The organism is Thalassobacter sp. 16PALIMAR09, assembly GCF_000765485.1.
In the GTDB taxonomy this organism is placed as follows: domain Bacteria; phylum Pseudomonadota; class Alphaproteobacteria; order Rhodobacterales; family Rhodobacteraceae; genus Thalassobacter; species Thalassobacter stenotrophicus.
The window spans coordinates 15,913-34,099 of sequence record NZ_JHAK01000006.1 but is presented as its reverse complement, the minus strand read 5'-3'; the positions used below and the strand labels follow the sequence as shown (position 1 = coordinate 34,099).

Below are 18,187 nucleotides of genomic sequence, written 5' to 3'. Positions count from 1 at the left end.
GTCACGCAAAGGACGCGTATGCTAACGCGTCAAACCTTGCAATTTGGTTAAAATATGAAGCACCGGGCGCATTACCTGCGCGGCGGTCTGTTGAGAGCAATCCAGCGGTTCACGCATGGAAATGCGAAGGGCACAACAGGGCTTCATACCATTGATTGGACGCTTCAAGATGCCCGATGTCAATTGAAACCTGATGGTTTGATGAAATGTCCGCTGGGGCGGACTGGATTACGCGTTAAAGCTATCGCCCAGGTAAACGCGTTGAACGTTTTGGTCTTGAATGACTTCAGATGCGCTGCCGCTCATGATGACTTTGCCGTCATGCAAAATATAGGCGCGGTCCACAATTTTGAGTGTTTCGCGGACATTGTGATCGGTGATCAATACCCCAATGCCGCGCGTCTTGAGCTGAGCGACTAGGGCGCGAATATCACCAACTGCAATGGGATCGACCCCGGCAAAGGGTTCGTCCAGTAGCAGGTATTTTGGCGACGCCGCAAGGCAGCGAGCGATCTCTACGCGGCGACGTTCCCCCCCCGAGAGCGCCATTGCAGATGCCCGGCGCAGAGGTTCGATATGGAACTCGGCCAACAACTCTTCTAGCCGGTCGCGGCGACGTTTCTTGTTGGGCTCAGCCACTTCAAGAATGGCCATTATGTTATCTTCGACAGAGAGGCCGCGAAAAATGGACATTTCTTGTGGCAGGTACCCCACACCGGCGCGGGCACGACGGTACATGGGCAGCACCGTAACATCAGCCCCATCGAGCGTGACGCGCCCGGCGTCGGGGGTCACAAGCCCCGCAATGCAGTAAAAGCACGTGGTCTTGCCGGACCCGTTGGGCCCCAAAAGAGCAACAACTTCACCCCGCGCTAGTTCCATCGAAACGTCGCGGATGACAGGCCGTTTGCGGTAGCTTTTGCGCAGATTTTCAATCTTGAGCCCACCTGTCCCGGGGGCCGCAGTCAGGTTCGGTTTTGTCGTCATTCCGAAACCTGAAGAACCGTCCGAACACGGCCCGAAACCGTGCCAGCGCCAGAGGCGAGGTTCACCACAAGGCGCTCACCAGCCAGCGCGTTATCGCCTTGGGTCAGCAGAACCTTGCCGGTCATCACAATCTCACCTGATCCGATGGTGTAGACAGCGGTTTGACCTTCGGCCGCATCAGGTCCTGCCACGATCAACACGTCGCCCGCGGCTGACAGGCTTTGGATCGTCCGGCGGCCGTCTTGGTCTGCGTAGTCCACGATGACCTCGTCCGCCGTAAGCCGCAGCGTATCCTGCGCGACAAGAACATTGCCCAACAGCGTGGCACGGCCGGTGGCTTGGTCGATTGAAAGGCTATCTGCCGCGATCTCAACCTGTGCATCCGTATCGTGACCACCACCGCCAAAGCCCACAGATATGCCCTGCGCCAAGGCGATAACGGGCATCAAAAGCGCAAAGGCAAGCGTCGAGAGAGCGGTGATCTTCATGTACAATTTCCAAACCTATTCCGGTGCGTATAGCAGGGTCACACCCCCCTCGAAAAGCAGAAGCTGATCACCTGTGGCGATGTCCCGCGTTAGACGCATGCTCTGAGCGGTTAATTCACCGAAAGGCCCGCGCCCTGTCAGTGGCGTCGGCACATAGAGCGACAAGCCCGCTACATCCGCCATCAGTTGATCTGTTTGTAGTGACAATCCGAGGGAGCTACGGATCCCGACCTCTTGTGCCAGTTGAAGCGTTTGAGCACCTGTATCCATCTGGCCGCGCTGGGCTTGGACGAACAGAGTGTTGCCTCCCTCTAGCCCGTCAATCGCAACGGACAAGCGATCCGCGCTAAGGATGCGAGGGTCAGTGGGGTCAGGCCGCGCCAAGTCAGCGGCAATAGAAAAGGACGCGCCATCGGATGACACGCCCGCAAAGCGCGGCGCGGTCAGTCGCTGTTCTCGCGCCAGCAGTTGCACATCGGCCTCCGCATAGGGAATAGCCGCGTCCGGGTTGGGCGTTTGGGTTAGCAAAAACAGGCTCGACAGCAATGCCAGCGCCAACAACGGCAGGACCACGCGCGCGGCGCGGACGACCTTTGTGTGGCGCGTTAGGGTGGACATGTTGTTGGCCTTGTTGCCGGGGTCAGGAGTGCGCAAAAATATCGGTGTCAGGATAGCCGATCAGGTCGAGTTTCGCCCGAGTGGGCAAAAAGTCAAAGCACTGTTGCGCGAGGTCCATACGATTTTCACGGATCATCATCGCGTTCAGTGCGTCGCGCAGGCGGTGCAGATACAGCACGTCGGACGCAGCATAGGCCATCTGTGCTTCGGTCAACTGCGCGGCACCCCAGTCACTGCTTTGCTGCATCTTTGAGATGTCGACTTGCAGCAATTCCGTCAGCAAAGCCTTTAGACCGTGGCGATCCGTATACGTCCGTACCAAGCGGCTGGCGATTTTCGTGCAATAAACAGGTGCCGTGAGCGCGCCAAACGCATGATACATCGCGGCAATGTCAAAGCGTCCAAAATGGAACAGTTTGGTCACATTGGGATCGGTTAGCATGCGGCACAGATTGGGTGCTTCGGTCTGGCCTTTGGCGATTTGCACCAGATGGGCCGTGCCATCCCCGCTCGAAAGCTGCACAACACACAGCCGATCCCGATGGGGGTTGAGCCCCATAGTTTCACAGTCAATCGCCACCTCAGGGCCAAGGTCCAGATCATCGGGAAGGTCGCGTTGGTGCAGGGTAATCGTCATCATCATCTCCAAGAATGCGTGACGCTTATACGACAACCATCTGCGGATGACACCTATGTGTTTTGAGCTGTCGTGTGGGGACTTGTGAGCATTTGGCGGCTTGGTTTTTTGGGGTTATGGGCGTCGTTGCGGTCGAAGAGCGGACTTTAATAACCGCCGGATTCACACGTGGCTGTACGAGGTCATCAATTACGTTTTTTTCAAACTACTGGAGAACCCATTGAAAATTTTGTTTTTTTTGAAATGAAGTGTCAGTTTAGTCATATGGTAACCAGCATATGCGAAGCGATGCGGCTGCAAGCAATACTCCGATATGCTCCGCACCTAAGAAATCGAAGTAAGTAGGAACTGAAGTAAGTAGGAACTAAAGGCTATTGAGAAGCACCGTGTGCCAGCCATGATTTTCATGACACATGCGGTTTCACAAGCTAGCGCAGTTTGTCATGACAGCTCCCATTGGCGAGCGAGAGCGTTGTCCGAACTTGATGACATGTCATGGCCGTTAACCGTTCTTGATCATTTCTTGTCAGTCGATTGACAGAAGTGCCAAAATATTGTCTCTCTGGGCCGATGTTGGCTGGTTACAGCCGCGCTTAATCGCAAAATTTTTCTCACATTTTCGCAAACTCAAAACGCACCCTGTCCAAGGGGGCGTTCGCTTTGCGTTGTGAGAGCCGGCTTGGGAAGCATGCTTGATGACGACTAAAAAGAATATGTGCTCTGCACTCGTACTGATCGGTTTGAGTTCAGCGGCTGCTGCCCAAGATATCACGACAAGCCAAGTCTACATTCCAACTACACCGAGCGAGGCCGCCGCGCAGTCTGGTGCTGTTAGCACTGGCCCTGCTGGTGTGACTGGACTGCCTGGATATTACGTTTGTGAACAAATGACTTGGGGTGAGGCCTGCGCCGAGTTCTATAGTTTTGGTTCGTATCGGTCCGTGCCGGCAACCAATGGTGGGGCTGCGCCAGGTGGTGCATCCGGTACGCAAGTGACGCTCGATTCCAATCAGGTTGTTTCAATCGATAACTCGGGGTCCGCCAATGTGGGCGTTTACGATATTGTTGTATCTCAACTCGCAAGCGCCATGATCCGGTCCACTGAAGCTAATGATGGCAGTAATGGTGGGTTGAGAGCAAATGATGTAGTCAATGGCGGAGCGGCATTTGACCTGATTTTAACTCCTAGCGGGGGCACTGCGGAGACACTTAGCTTTGTGGCAGGCTCTACCTTGCAGGATGTTGCCGATCGGCTTGACGCTGTCACTGGCTTTAGTGCTGAGTTGGGTGTGGTTCCAGATGATACCGGTGCAGACACGGAATTTCGGTTTATTTCCGTTTCAGGTGCAGTCGGTGCAGGGAATGACTTCACACTGGTAAGTGAAACAATTGATCCCGATAATTCTCCGGCCACAAATCCGGTCGAAGAACTGCTATTTGAGACGCCTGCCGAAACTGAGTTTGATGACTTCGATTACACGACAGATCCACCGACGCCTTTGGGGCGTGTTATCGAAACGCCGCTTGGTATTCAGTCGCAAGACGCAGAGTTCACAGTAAATGGTGGTCCTACTCTTTCGTCGACCTCCAACTCAGGTATTGCTCTGGCTGATGCTTCGACAACCGTTTCGTTTGTAAGCGCTGGTACTGTTCGACTGTCTGTCATTGATGTGTCGTCTCTTATCCCGAATGGTCAGGCAGGTTTGGCAGGTTCGGACGGCACAGCAATTAGCGAGGCGCTCGGCTCAGGCTTTTCAAGTAACCCTGAAAATATCTTGATTACTTCAACCGGGCTAGCGTTTAGCGGTTCCACTACGGGTGGCCAGGGCGGTGACGCAGGTATCGGTGGCACAGGTGGCCAGGGTGGCGCTGGCGGCGCGGCGGTTACGGATACTGTTCCTAGAATTATGGCCATTATCTTTCCCCCTCTAACAATTCCGGACACGGACGTATTGCTCATTAACGGCGGTATTGGTGGCGCAGGGGCTTCAGGCGCGACTGGTGGTGACGGTCTTGTTGGCGGTGACGGCGGTGACATTTCGTTTGCCCTTAGCGATGTTGTACGTGCCGAGGCCGGCACACTGATCAATATGCTCTCAACCGGTGGCCAAGGTGGCCAAGGCGGCCAAGGTGGTACCGGTGGCCAAGGTGGTGATGGTGGGGCGGCAGCTGCGACAGTGGAAGCAGATGACTTATACCCGGGTGTCTTTTCATCGGCAGGGAATACTGGTGGTGTTGGAGGCCAGGGCGGTCAGGGCGGAAGCGGTGGCACAGGTGGCTCCGGGGGTGGCGTAGTAGTTTCGCTTGATGTCGCGACGGTCGATGTCGTGGATGGAGCTATCGCGCAGAGCATTGGTGGCCAAGGTGGCACCGGCGGCACCGGCGGCCAAGGTGGCCAAGGTGGCACCGGCGGGCTTGGCGTGGCCATGAGTGTTGGTATCGGGACGGCAGTTGAAAATGGTCAAGCTGGTGGCCGTGGAGGCATTGGCTACACAGGAGGTACTGGAGGTATCGGTGGCGCCGGTGGCGGGGTGACACTCTCGAATACGAGCGAAGACATGTCGGTTACAAACACGGCATTGATCGCGCTATCACAAGGTGGTGTTGGTGGTACTGGCGGCTTCGGTGGTACAGGTGGACAGGGCGGTACGGGGGGGGCTGGTTCTGGCGCTGCTATAGTTACTGTAAATCCAGTTGTCTCGAATGGCGGTGCCGGTGGGACTGGGTATACAGGTGGCACCGGCGGTGTTGGTGGTCGTGGTGGTGACGGTGGAGCAGTCACACTACTGAATACAAATACTGAAGGTCTTATTGCGACCACGGATATTGCTATCCACGGTGTTAGCCGTGGCGGTGTTGGCGGCGCGGGTGGCACCGGTGGTACTGGCGGCGCAGGGGGCACGGGCGGTGCACCGGGAGCTGTAGCCCCAAATGCTGACGCGCTTTATGCAGGTTTGGCTGGGCTTGTTGGCAGTGGCGGCACGGGCGGCACTGGTGGAGCTGGCGGCGACGGTGGCGCGGGGGGCAATGGCGGCATTGTGTCTGTGACAAACGCTCAGGCGGTCACAACTACGGGCGCACAGAGTGCAAACGCGATTTTGGCTGAGAGCCTTGGTGCCATCGGGGGTACGGGCGGCACGTTTGGTGTTGCTGGTGCCGCAGGAGCAGGTGGCGCAAGCGGGAGTCTTGCCAGTTTAGCGACCAACCCTGTTTCTTGTATCGGCGGCGTTTTTCAAGGAGGCTTTTGTAGGCTGACGTTATTATGGTCGCAGGGCGCTTCCGGTAGCGCTGGGACGAACGGGACCACGATCGGTACAGACAATTTAACAGGCGGTTCCGGTGGTGCGGTTAGTGTCACAAACTCCGGTGCACTTGGTACTGCGGGTGCCGGTTCAGATGCCATCCTCGCGTTTAGCATGGGCGGTGTTTATGGGCTGACGACCTATGACCCTAACCTCGTTTTCCGCACTGGATTACCGGTTGGCGCTCAGGTTGCGGGCAGTGGAGCGGTCACAGTCGATAACTCGGGTGACATCGTTACTTCGGGCGACGAATCCAGCGGTGTCATGGCGCAAAGCGTTGCATCTAATGCAAATGCGGCGGCGGTATCACTGACGAACACGGCCGATGTTACAACGTCTGGTGATGATGCGCTGGGCCTTGCAGCCGTCAGCCGAAGCTACAGCCTTGCGACGAGCAGTGCGGGGACATCAGGGAACGTGACTGTCGACAATACGGGTGGCGGCATTGCGACCACAGGCAACGCGTCCACGGGCGTGTACGCACAAAGCATGTCGGAAAATGGCAGCTCAGGTAATGTGACTGTTATCAATGATGAAGGTTCCGTGACCGTGGAAAACGCTGGCAGCGTGGCAGCGGTCTTCGGCGAAAGCCGGAGTGTCCTTGGTGATGCTGGTCTTGTTACTTTTAATAACGGTAATGGTGTGATCACCAGTGATACAAGCGGCTCAACGGTTGCATTGGCCTCTCTGTCTAGCGCTGGGCAATCGGGTGGGGTCACTATGGTAACCGATGGCTCGATTGAGGCTTCAGCAGCCTCGGCGACAGCAATTACGATGGATAGCCAAGGCACCACGACGAGCGGCAACCTAACCTTCACCAACGGCGGTATGGTCACAGGGGCGCAAACAGGAACTGCTCTGGCTTTTGTAGGCGGTAGCGCCAACACAATCACCAACGACGACAACCGAAATTCCGAACGCACTGCAACAATCGCCACATCTGGTACAGTGATGGACTACGCGATCACCGCGACGGATGGTGATGATGCAATCAGAAACGTAAATGGCGGTGTCATTACAGGTTCGATTAATATGGGCACAGGCGCCAACAGCTTTCTCAATGAGAGCGGCTCTCTCTATGAATCTGGTGGTGTGATTTTTCTGGGGGCGGGCAATACGTTTACTAACAATGCCTACATCTCCCTTGGTGGTCTTGGCTCCGTCATGAATGATGGTGGGCAAGACGCTATAATCAACACCCGGACGGCTCGCACTACGACGACTTTGACCGGTAATTTCGATCAAAATTCAACGGGGCAAATGCTCACTAATTTGAACTTTGCGACAGGCAGCGGGCTTACAGATTATGCGGATTTTGTGAATGTGACAGGGCAGGCCGCTTTGGACGGTTTTGTGACGCTTGAACCGACCACAGGTGCAGGCAAACCGGGCTCCTTCTCGATCCAATTGCTCGAAGCATCAGAAATCACTGACGATGGCATTTCGATCTTTCCTACCTTTGCTACAGGTGGCGGTTCGGACACGGTGGTCTTCACACCAAGTCTTCACATTGAAGATAACGCGAGCCCCAGTCGTGATTTTCTGATGCTGGATTACACGATCGACTATGCACCATCGTGGTTGACGCCAAACCAATTGTCCTATGCTCAAATGGTGAATGAAATCCAAACGCATGGCGTGCCAGCCTTTGAGCCGATTGCTTTTGATTTGCTCGCGATCACCGACAACACGCTTTACCGTCAGGCTCTGGACTCGCTCACAGGTGAGGCGACGGCTACTGCGCAGCATGTTGGTCTAGAAAGTCGATCAAAGTTTTTTGACCTAGCTGCCAATAATGCGCGTGCGTTGCAAAACTGCGCCAAGCTGGCACCAGAGATGCGTGCGGACTGCGAGCGTGCGGCAAAACTTTGGCTCGAGGCAAAAGGGATGTCGATCACAAACCTCGGTGGCTATGAGGATGGGTCCTTGCATACCTATAACGAAGGCTCCGTGCGGCTCCATGCTGGCTCGTTCTCTCTGGGAAGCGCCTTTGAGTTGGATGACGGAAACCAATTTGGTCTCATTCTAAATAGGACCGCCGGCAATTATGCGCCCGAGAACCGATGGTCAGGTGGTGATTTTAGGCAGGTCAATGTGGTTTCGACCCTTTCGCATACACGGCCAAATGGCGCTTATGTGAATGGCGGCGTTTCGCTTGGGTTTGGTGACTTCAGCCACGAGCGCCTTGCGATGGGGCGCCCTGTCAAAGGCGCTTTGTCGACTAAATCTCTGGGTGTGCAGGTGGAGGTTGGATATGACACGCAAGACCTTATGACTCCATTCGCCAGTTACCGATTTGATCGTCAAACGCGTTTTGCGTTCTCTGAGGATGATACGACTTGGGGCAACCACTATGAAAAAGAAACGACCTACAGCAACGAGCTAGAGGTTGGGCTAATGTTCGCTAACGGTTTTGAGCCAGAGCGTGGCGAGACAATCATGATGACGGGGTTAATGTCGATCGCACATGATTACTCAGCAGAACGTGATTTTGTGTCGTCCTCTCTTGCCGCCCCGGGTTTTTACTATGAAACGACAGGCCTTTCGAAGCCCGAGACGCGAATGAACCTCGCATTTAAGGTTGAGCAACGACTGACAGACAATGCGTCTATACTGCTTGATCTACAGGGTAGTTTTGCGGGGTCAGACTATTCGGCTGGTTCTTTGGCTTTGAGCTTTAAGTCGGCGTTTTGATGACAATTCGGGGAGCTTCGGCTGCCCAACCATTTAGATGATGTTTGATATTGGGGGCCTAAACCAGCTGGGCTTTTCTCTAAATGCCTTGGTAACTTGCATGAATAGTAGGCGTTGTCTGCCCTACTTGCCCTCCGTCCGACCTCTCGCCATGAGGAGCTGGACGGGGCTGTGTTGTGGGCAGCTTTAGCGGGCGCGGCTCGAACCATTTCCAGTCCCAGCACGCACTAAGTGAATGCATAGTCCCGGCATGGTACGTGCACCTGCTTCTGGGTGTTAGAGATAACTGCGGATTAGGGGGAATAGGCGAGCTTGTTGGCGGAGCGTGAGGAGTGGTGGTCAACGAGGGTCGTGATGTAGTTCTCGAGGGTGCCTATAAGCTCATCCGTGCCGCTTCAGAAGCCAATCTCGACGAAGTGGTCCTAAAAGCGGTCCCGAAACTGGTCCCAAGACCAGCCCAACCCGCTTATTCTCAACGATTTCTTGGAAATACAACCTGCGATGTGGTGCCCAGAAGAGGACACTCAACGCGTGGGTTTATTATTTAATATTAAGAGATTATAATACAGCCTTTCCGTCGAAATGGTCCCGAAAGCGGTCCCAATTTAGGTAGATTATACGTCATGTAAGCTGCACCAATGTAGACCTCTGCTTATTGTGTCATACGAGACTAGCATGAAACCAGGGTGCTTGGTGCTGCAACAGAATATACGACTTTAGGGACGGCTTTCTGAAATTGGCTGCGTGTTACCCAGAGGGTAGTTATGCGGACAAAGCGGCGTTCAGTGTTTCAGATTGAGTGACTACTTTTTGACTAAACAGGTTCAGGATGTTTCATTTCAACAAGCTGGATTAGGTTACCATAGGTATCATCAAGTACGGCCATTCGTACTGGTCCGGCATTCATTGGTGCTACCACAAACTTTACATCATTTTGACCCAGCCTTTCTCGTTCTTTATCCAAATCGGCGACCTGAAACGAATGGGCTGGGATGCCATCGGCGACCAAAGCGTCTTTGTAGGGTTTCACAGCACGGTGATCGCTTGGTTCCAGCAGGAGTTCAGGTCCGTCCACGTCTTCACCAGATATCACGGTCAGCCAACGATGTTCGCCAAGTGGCACGTTGTTCTTCACGGTGAACCACAGAACTTCTCGGCCCTGTCTTGATCATCAACAAAGACACTGATGGTATAGGTTTTCATGCTTGAACACCTGCTGTTGGAACACTTCGTTTTGCCCGCTTTTCACCCAACATCAGCATAGTGGGCGTCACCACCAGTGTTAGGATTGTAGCGATCACCAACCCAACTGCAATCGCAGATGACAGTTCAGTCCACCACTGCGTTGACGGTGCGCCATAAACGATTTCGCCGGTGAAGAAATTGAGGTTTGCACCAATTACCATTGGCATGAGGCCAAGAGCTGTCGTGACCGATTTCAGTATTACAGGCCGTAGACGCTGTGCACCAGTCGCAGGGCCGCTTCTAAGTATGCTTGTCCTGCCTTCTTGAGGTCGTTGTAGGTGTCGATCAGTACGATGTTGTTGTTCACCACGATTCCCGCCAAAGCGATGACGCCGATGCCGTCCATGGCAATGCCAATCGCACGGCCTGTTACGGTCAGGCCCAGCAGAACGCCTGCGATATCAGCGATAGATTGCAGAGGTCTTCGCCAATCTCGGTGGTCGTGCGCTGCGTATCCCATGGGGGCAATTCAAGTAGAAGCGTGCCGATGGTTTCTTCTTTGCCTTGACTCGAGACCATCATCGAACGTGCACAAATACTGGTGATTTCGCCATAGCCTATGATCCGGACTTCGATGGCCCGTACCAATGCGTCGCGTTCGAAGACTGAAAAATTATCGCGCGCGCGAACCTGCACCTGCATAAAGTTAGGCTCGACCTGTGGGAAAAAGCTTACACCTTTGCTAAATTGCCCGTAGATACTGAAGCCACCAAGTAGCAGGGCGATAGCCAGCAAATGCGTGGCACCGGATGTAAGATCGCCTACTTCTCTGAGCGCAGCACACGCAGCAAGTGATATAAAAAAGATGGTTCTAGCTCGAGCCTATGCGTACCAAATCCAAGCTATTGGCCAAAAAATATAGACTTCAACTCAGCATAAATCTATTCACGAGAGTAGGCCGTGTTGCCACAGCTGCTAAGACCGTAGTCACGGTCGGACTATGGCGTGACCTTGTTGCAAGAGCTAGCTCATACGCCTGGACCCATTAGTAGTTAAGCAGAACTCAAACCTAAGTAGAAGACCTTTTCGAAAGGTGTGCTGTAGCGGGCTTCCTTCCCCGAAAAGACGGTGGTGATATCAATAGCATAAAAATGTTTGTATATGTGAGATGGGTTCGAACGGTCGGTGATTTCGTACGAGACGCACATCTAGATGAAATGTCTCCAACAGCCTCAAAACAAGAAGATACTTTTTGCTTTAATATTAAGACTCATCACCACAAGACGACCCTTGCATCCCGTGCGCTGGCAAAGCGCTAAATAGCCTTTTTATAGACGATTCCGACCGTCACTCTCATCATGATTCGAACAAAAATTCGATCTCTTTGACGGACCGGACCCGCTAAGGTCGACGCATCAGCCTATTGATTAAAACAATTTAACTAAAATAAAAACACTGCGCCACCTACCCCCCCGCCCCAACACCTTTGAAGATTCGGAAAAAGGCACTCCATCTGCGCCTGAATTAATCAGTAGAAGCTCCTCAAAAAAGCCCAAAATGTCTAAAGACACCCCTAAACGATTGAGACATAAATATTAGACTGAACACGCGGCGTGGCAGAGCCAGGATCAGCCAAAGATACAAAATCAGGCCCTGGCGCGGGCAGAACCGGGATCAGCGTTTGGGGACCGAAAGGCCCCGGGATTTGCAACGTAAATCGATACGGTGCGCGCGCCCGCGCAGGCAGTGCCCTGGTCGAACACAGCACCGTCACCTGGCGACCATCTGGCAAAGTGGTAGACGGCAACGCCGCAAATTCGACGACCCCGTCTGGATCGTAAACTTCGCTCACTTCGGCCCCCTCGCCCACAATGTGATACGCCCAATGGGCCAATATCGGCATGAACCGCAGCTCGATCACGCGCGCGACCTCATTCAAAGCCACGCGCAATTGCGCCAACACCAACGCGCCTTTCGGATCGCGGGGCAAAGTTGGCGGTGAATTAGTGTCTAACACTGGGAAATCATCATCAATTAAAGCCTCGATGATCGGCACCCGCTGCCATTGTGCACCTTGCGTAACGGTCAATAAATCGGACCGCTTCGCCACTAAATCTAAGGTGATTTCCTCCGGAAAATCATCCCGATCCGTCAAGATATGCCACCCCCAATCCGAAGCACGGATCACCAACCCACTCGCCATGAAAAGCCCTGCGGCGTCTGGCACAACCGTCACAGGAATAGGTTCCGGATCGTAATATCCGTGCCGCAGCACGAGCCGCAAAACCTCTTGAAACATCCCCTACCCTCCCGGCTCAGGCCGCAGGGCTGCCGTAGGCTCCACCGCCAAGGGTAGAACCTGTGCGGTTGCAGCTGCATCAATCAAAACCAAGCGCATTTTGAACATGACCGACGGCACATACCGACCGCCCATATTGCCCCACAATTGCCCAACCTCCTCGACCCGCAGGTGTACCACCTCAACCGACAATTGATCTATTCCAATGGGCATTTCAGGCGTGTTTTGGGGGGTCAAAAGCGGCGTAGCTTGGAAAAACATTAACGCCTTCGAAATTAACTTAATGCCCTCGCCATAAATTTCAGGATCGTGGCCCGAAGCGAGCATAAAGTAGACATCCAAATGCAGCGGCTGCATGCTCGCCAACGCAGTGCGGATACCACGTGCGGCCCCACGCGGCGTTTTTTCCTCTACGATAATTGTCACAGATATAGCTAGGCGATTGCGTGTTTCAGCCGTCGGGTTGCCCTCCGCATCGCTCAGCGGGGCCATCACAACAAGATCTTCACTAACTTCAAATCGGTCGGAAAAATATGCATTCAACCGATCGCGCAAAAGGATCAGCGCCACATCAATCATGGATCAAGCGTCCAATTCGCGCCCTCTGGATACTCACAAACCACACACAAACCATCCCACAAGCTCCGTCCCACAGGTTACAAAGCGTCGGACGGCGACTTAAAATTGAAAGAACCACATTAATGAGTTGACCTAACGTAAGCTGACTGTTTCCAAAAACAAAGATAAACCTTAGCGATTGTGAAAGTTATTTTTACAATCACCGGTTTTCTCGACATTTTTTCAAAATTAGATGAGCTCGAGGCACGACCAACGACTTGGTCACCGATCGCAAGTGACCGTCCGTCGGCTTCCTCAATTGCACCCTGCCCTATCCGATGTGTCCTAACACTACAAAGGTGATGGAAAGAATGAAAAGCAATCACAACTTTACTGGATAGCCTGTCCAGAAATATTCAACAAACGCAACAATCTGCGCCAGACATGAAAACTAGGGTTATTTATCCGCATGATATCTTCGATGCAGAATTTCATTGCTCATATCTTTGCATCTGATTGAGCCCCGCACTGAACAGCGCCAAACACTTTTCGCGCGCTGACCAATTTAACGCATCGCAAGACTACTTACATCCCAGCTGGCCCACCAACCGATGGTTTCAGCCTAAAGCTCGGCTAACAGCCGCGCCTATCTAGCCCGCAAAAATGAAGATGCTCTCAAACGAAAATTCACATTGCCGTTGCAAAAGATGGAGAATGAAGAAGCGTTGCTAGGCAAGTTCCCCGACTACTTGAACCGATGCGCGACTCGGCTGGTAAACTTCGAACTCGGCCTGCCCCCAATCCCATCAAATAGGCCGAGGCAAAGTTCCCTCCACTATGCCTAAATAGCATCAAGATTAAAAGCTGACATCGAACCATGGCGCTCAAAGTTTGTTCGAGTGGAGCGTTCAAGCCGACAGCTAAGTAGACGTTAATCGGCGTCGCACCTGGTTGGAGATTGGGATGCCGCCGATTTTAGCACTACGTTCAGAAACAGGTTTCGCTGGCTGGTTTCGCGGCGAAACCTGCTCTGAACCTACAAGCGACCGAGCCAAATAGGCAGCTGCGTTACGCACGCCCCCTCGCCATGTTCTTTAATCCATTGCCTTGCAAGACGATCAGTCACCCCAAGGCCACGTAATCTAGGATATACATCAGAATTTCTAAGGCCCTCGCTATCGTCTAGATCAAGGATTGAAAGCTGAGGGTTCTTAGCAATTTTGAATCGAATATGACTAACTCCACGTCCCGTTTTTCGTAGCTCTGGTGTGATTATAAGGTTGGACATTTTGTTCACTTCTGCGACCGAGGGCTTAATGATCTCGGCATTAAGGTGTTTGAACGTCTCATAGTAATGGCTATCGCCCACGGCCATAAGGCGGCGAAAAAGGCCTAGATCCCACCAACCAATCGAGCCTGTACGAATTAACCGATAGCAGTTTTCGTAGAGAAATAGCGCATGACCGGACGTGAAGTGTCTTTGAATGTTAAGGTTGATTAAGGCAAAGACTTTGGGATCGTGAAGCTTTTGAGCGAGGGCAGGGGGGTAGGCGCATTCGCAGACACCCCCTTTGAGTTTGGCCTAAGATAGGAGCGCCGAGACGCCTCATTCTTGCTGGCCCTTTTCATCCAGGATATCCCACTCTGCTACTGTCTCAGCGAGGCCACGGGCGACGCGAGATGGTCAACGATTAAAGCGATTGTACGCGCGCCCGAGGCCTTGGGCGGGCCGTTTGTCGCGATGGTCGAGGAAAACGAGATCCGCGCGCAGCTGAGCCATTATGAGCGGGGTCGGATTGCGGTGATTGCTGCTCAGCAGGGCGTGTTTACCAATACTGAAGCTGCGGTTAACGCGCTATTCCCGGTCGCGAGTAAGGCCAAGCGGTCGAAGATCCGGTCCTTTGCGGTGATCTTTGAAGAATTGGGGGACGTTCTCCATTTTGCGGATTTGATCACGGAAAAGCTGGGTCTACGGATAGCGAATGCGCTGCGCGAGGGGCATGAAGAGCACCTGCGCGATATCGTGATTAACGGCTTGGCGGATACCCCCGATCAGGAAGTTGCGTTGCTGAATAAGGCGCTCGATGCGTTGGGGCCTGCGTTAGATGCACCGCGGCGGTCGGGGCGCCCGCGCAAGCAGGCGGATGCGGTGACCCGCTCGGGCAATGGGATGGCCATGAGTGCTGCGCGCAAGGGCCGTGTGACGACCATTCGGATCGAGGGCAGGGCGCTGGAAAACCCTGCGTTAGAGACTTTATTGGCTCAGATTGAGCGGCTATTGGCGGAGGAGTAGGCGGCGCGCGGCTAGCCAGCTGGCCAGTGCCATCAGGCCCGCCGTTGCGAGGCAGGCGGAGAGGCCCCCGAGTTGGTAGCTGACCCCGGATAGGAGGGTTCCGATGAGCCGCCCGGCCGCGTTTGCCATGTAGTAGAAGCCTACGTCACGGGTGATGCGTTCAGCCGCGCCAAAGGCGAGGATGAGGTAGGAGTGGACCGAGGAGTTCACTGCGAAGACAAAGCCGAAGATCAGGAGCCAAGTGACGAGAGTTGCGGTGAGCCAAGGCGCATGGCCGTCGGTTGTGAGCGTGAGGGCCGCGAGAGCGAATGGGATTGGGACGAGCGCGCCCGCCCATGTGATCGCTTTGCGGGTGATTGTCGCCTCAGATTGTGTGGGTCCGCCGAGGATGCGCGGGGCGAGGGCTTGGACCGCGCCGTAGCCGATGATCCAGCACGCCATGAAGCCGCCGACAAGGAAGAACGCCTCACGGCGGCCATCGGGGGTTCCGTCGGAGAGCACGCTTTGGAAGTAGATCGGCAGGCCCACGACGAACCACACATCGCGGGCGCCGAACAGAAACATGCGGGCAAGGCTGAGCCGGTTCACGCGTGCGTCGCTGGAGCGCCATTCGCCGCGGGCTTTGGTCGGTTTGCTCGGGCCGGGCAGGCCAGGGGGCAGGAATGCGGCGACTGCGATCAGGATCGTGAGCAACACCGCCGCCATGCCCCAGATGGCCGCTTGGAACCCTGCGAGGCCCAATAGTGCGGCTCCTAGGAAGAACCCGGCCCCTTTGACCGCGTTTTTGGATCCGGTGAGCACGGCGACCCAGCGAAAGAGGCCTCCGTTCTGGGTGGGGGCGAGCAATTTGACGGCGGATTTGGAGGACATCTTGGCGAGGTCTTTTGCGACGCCAGACACGCCTTGGACGGCCATCACAAAGGTGACGGAGGCCGCGATGGACCATGCGGGATCGAGCTGTGCCAAGGCCACCAGCGCGCCGATTTGCAACGCCAGCCCAGCATAAAGCGTGGCCGCAAGCCCGAACCGGGCCGCCAACCAGCCCGCACAGAGGTTTGTGACCATGCCCGCGACCTCATAGAGCAGGAACAGCCATGCCAGTTGCACCGGCGAAAAGCCGAGGGCGTTGAAGTGCAAAAGGACCAGCATTCGCAGCGCGCCATCCGATAGCATGAACGCCCAATAGGCGGCTGTGACGGCGGTGTAGGCGCGCAGCGGATTGGCGGCAGCGGGTGTCATAGCGCGCCAGCAACCATGCGTGTGATGTCGCCCAAGCGGCAGCTATAGCCCCACTCGTTATCGTACCACGCATAAAGCTTGAGCTGGGTTCCGTTGATCACCATCGTGGACGGCCCGTCGATTATCGCGGAACGGGGGTCATTCGTGAAATCGCATGATACGAGGGGGCGGGTTTCATAGCCCAAGATGCCCTTGAGAGAGCCTTCTGCGGCGTCGGCGAACAGTTGGTTGACCTCTTCGGCGGTGGTTTCACGGTTCAGCTCAAACACACAATCCGTGAGGGAGGCGTTAAGCAGCGGCACACGTACGGCGTGGCCGTTGAGGCGGCCCTTAAGCTCGGGGTAGATGAGGGTGATGGCCGTTGCACTGCCGGTCGTTGTGGGGATCAGGTTCGTAAGAGCGGAGCGCGCCCGGCGCATGTCTTTTGCGGGGCGGTCCACGATGGTTTGGGTGTTGGTCACATCGTGGATCGTTGTGATGGAGCCATGTTTGATCCCGACGTTTTCGTGGATCACTTTGACCACGGGCGCCAAGCAGTTGGTCGTGCAAGAGGCCGCCGTGACAAGGGGTTGCGTGCCGTCAAACAGGTTGTGGTTCACGCCGTAGACAAGGTTCAGGGCGTCGCCGTCCTTGACCGGGGCGCTGACGACCACGCGCTTGACCCCCGCGGCGTAGTAGGGCGCGATCTTGGCGGAGGTTTTGAACACGCCGGTGCAGTCGATCACGAGGTCAATGTTCATCTCCTCAAGGGGCAGGGCCTCAATGGTTTTTTCATGGGTGAGGGGTATGGTGCGGCCATCAATCGTGAGGCCGGTATCGGTGTGCGTAACGGGGCGGGACCAGCGGCCATGGACGCTGTCGAATTCAAGCAGGAGGGCGTGTTGCTCGGCGTCACCGACGGGATCGTTCAGCAAGACGATCTCACCGCCTGCGCCAGTGTCGATGAGGTCGCGTAGAACGAGTTTTCCGATGCGGCCGAGGCCGTTGAGTGCGATGCGGGTCATGGGATTAACCTTGTTTAGGAGCGTCTGTGCCGATGGCGTCCAAATGCGTTTGGAGGCAGATCGGGCTGAGTGCGGTGAAGGGGAGGTTGAGAAACGCCGTGATCCGGTGCCGCAGGAGCGCGTAAGCCTGGGCGAAAATGGCGGCGTGGTCAGTGTCGGTGGTATTTGATGCGGGGTCTGATACCGGGTCGGGGACACCCCAATGTGCGGTAAAGGGGTGGCGTGGCCACGGTGCGCAATCGCGTGCAGCGGCGGCGTCGCAGACGGTGAATACAAAGTCTTGTAGCGGCGCGTCTGGTTGTTGGAATTCGGCGATGTGTTTGGCGCGCAAATTTGACGTGTCATGCCCATTGCGCGCCAGTGTTTCGACGGCCCATGGGTTAAGCGTGCTGTTGGGCAATGTCCCCGCAGAGGCCGCGCGTATTTGGACCGGGCTGTTGGGGGCAAGATCGCGCAACAGGGCCTCAGCCATGATAGACCGGGCGGAGTTCTTGGAGCAGATGAACAAGACGTTCCAAGGGCCGTTGGACGGGGCCGCGAGGCTGGCCTGAATGGGGGCTATCAGGTCCGGCCGTGCGCGGCCCATGTCCAGCGCGAGGTAGCTGAGCAGCGCCTCGGCGACCTCTATGTTGACGGAATAGAATAACGACCGGCCATCGCGGTCGACGTTTGCCAGACCGCTGGCCACCAAATCGGACAGATGATGAGACAGGGTGTTTTGTTTGACCGCAAGCGCGGTTGCGATTTCGGTCGGGCGGACGCCTTGGGGCGCGAACCGCATCAACAGGCGGAACGCGGCCAATCGGCCGGGGTGGCCGAGGGTCGAGAGGGCGCGGGTGGCGAGCGTGGTATCCATATTTCCCGTTTTATGGAAATATAGATA

Annotated in this window: 12 protein-coding genes and 2 pseudogenes; 2 read left to right on the top strand and 12 right to left on the bottom strand. The window is 55.2% G+C overall.

What is annotated here, in order from left to right; all coding sequences use genetic code 11:
- Window positions 1-228: 228 nt before the first annotated feature.
- From lptB to PM04_RS12405, 4 genes are read right to left on the bottom strand one after another with little or no spacing between them, the layout of a single operon-like run.
- Window positions 229-987, bottom strand: coding sequence for an LPS export ABC transporter ATP-binding protein (lptB, locus tag PM04_RS12420; RefSeq protein WP_038007305.1), 759 nt, complete (start codon window positions 985-987; stop codon window positions 229-231).
- A complete protein-coding gene (locus tag PM04_RS12415; protein WP_052068477.1) occupies window positions 984-1,475 on the bottom strand; it encodes an LptA/OstA family protein in 492 nt (163 codons plus the stop codon). The genes lptB and PM04_RS12415 overlap by 4 nt, the downstream gene beginning before the upstream one ends.
- A 15-nt stretch (window positions 1,476-1,490) precedes the next feature.
- Complete coding sequence (locus PM04_RS12410) at window positions 1,491-2,093, bottom strand: hypothetical protein (RefSeq protein WP_038007304.1); 603 nt, start codon at window positions 2,091-2,093, stop codon at window positions 1,491-1,493.
- 22 nt (window positions 2,094-2,115) lie between these two features.
- On the bottom strand, window positions 2,116-2,730 hold the full coding sequence (locus PM04_RS12405) for a ribonuclease D (protein WP_038007303.1): 615 nt from the start codon (window positions 2,728-2,730) through the stop codon (window positions 2,116-2,118).
- Window positions 2,731-3,425: 695 nt separating this feature from the next.
- On the opposite strand from PM04_RS12405, the gene PM04_RS18360 reads away from it, so the two are divergent.
- Complete coding sequence (locus PM04_RS18360; RefSeq protein ID WP_161785920.1) at window positions 3,426-8,726, top strand: hypothetical protein; 5,301 nt, start codon at window positions 3,426-3,428, stop codon at window positions 8,724-8,726.
- 814 nt (window positions 8,727-9,540) lie between these two features.
- Here the strand turns inward: PM04_RS18360 and PM04_RS12395 are convergent.
- From PM04_RS12395 to PM04_RS17700, 5 genes and pseudogenes are all read right to left on the bottom strand, one after another.
- A complete protein-coding gene (locus PM04_RS12395) occupies window positions 9,541-9,861 on the bottom strand; it encodes a VOC family protein (RefSeq protein WP_234702875.1) in 321 nt (106 codons plus the stop codon).
- 64 nt (window positions 9,862-9,925) lie between these two features.
- Window positions 9,926-10,745: pseudogene (locus tag PM04_RS18355) on the bottom strand (efflux RND transporter permease subunit); the annotation flags it as partial.
- A gap of 739 nt (window positions 10,746-11,484) precedes the next feature.
- Window positions 11,485-12,210, bottom strand: coding sequence for a hypothetical protein (locus tag PM04_RS12380; RefSeq protein WP_038007297.1), 726 nt, complete (start codon window positions 12,208-12,210; stop codon window positions 11,485-11,487).
- Window positions 12,211-12,213: 3 nt separating this feature from the next.
- Window positions 12,214-12,789 carry a DUF4255 domain-containing protein gene (locus tag PM04_RS12375; protein ID WP_038007295.1) on the bottom strand — a complete coding sequence of 192 codons (576 nt, stop codon included), beginning with the start codon at window positions 12,787-12,789 and terminating at the stop codon, window positions 12,214-12,216.
- Window positions 12,790-13,810: 1,021 nt separating this feature from the next.
- Window positions 13,811-14,437 (bottom strand): annotated as a pseudogene (locus PM04_RS17700) (replication initiation protein); the annotation flags it as partial.
- Here PM04_RS17700 and PM04_RS12370 point away from each other — a divergent pair.
- Window positions 14,381-15,061, top strand: coding sequence for a hypothetical protein (locus PM04_RS12370; RefSeq protein WP_052068478.1), 681 nt, complete (start codon window positions 14,381-14,383; stop codon window positions 15,059-15,061). The pseudogene PM04_RS17700 and the gene PM04_RS12370 overlap by 57 nt on opposite strands.
- On the opposite strand, the gene arsJ is transcribed toward PM04_RS12370, so the two are convergent.
- From arsJ to PM04_RS12355, 3 genes are read right to left on the bottom strand one after another with little or no spacing between them, the layout of a single operon-like run.
- Window positions 15,044-16,300, bottom strand: a complete 1,257-nt coding sequence (gene arsJ, locus PM04_RS12365) for an organoarsenical effux MFS transporter ArsJ (protein ID WP_038007292.1) — start codon at window positions 16,298-16,300, stop codon at window positions 15,044-15,046. The two genes, PM04_RS12370 and arsJ, sit on opposite strands and share 18 nt — an antisense overlap.
- Window positions 16,297-17,304, bottom strand: a complete 1,008-nt coding sequence (locus PM04_RS12360) for an ArsJ-associated glyceraldehyde-3-phosphate dehydrogenase (RefSeq protein ID WP_038007289.1) — start codon at window positions 17,302-17,304, stop codon at window positions 16,297-16,299. Before PM04_RS12360 ends, arsJ begins: the two co-directional genes overlap by 4 nt.
- 4 nt (window positions 17,305-17,308) lie before the next feature.
- A complete protein-coding gene (locus PM04_RS12355; RefSeq protein WP_038007286.1) occupies window positions 17,309-18,160 on the bottom strand; it encodes an ArsR family transcriptional regulator in 852 nt (283 codons plus the stop codon).
- Between the last annotated feature and the right edge of the window lie 27 nt (window positions 18,161-18,187).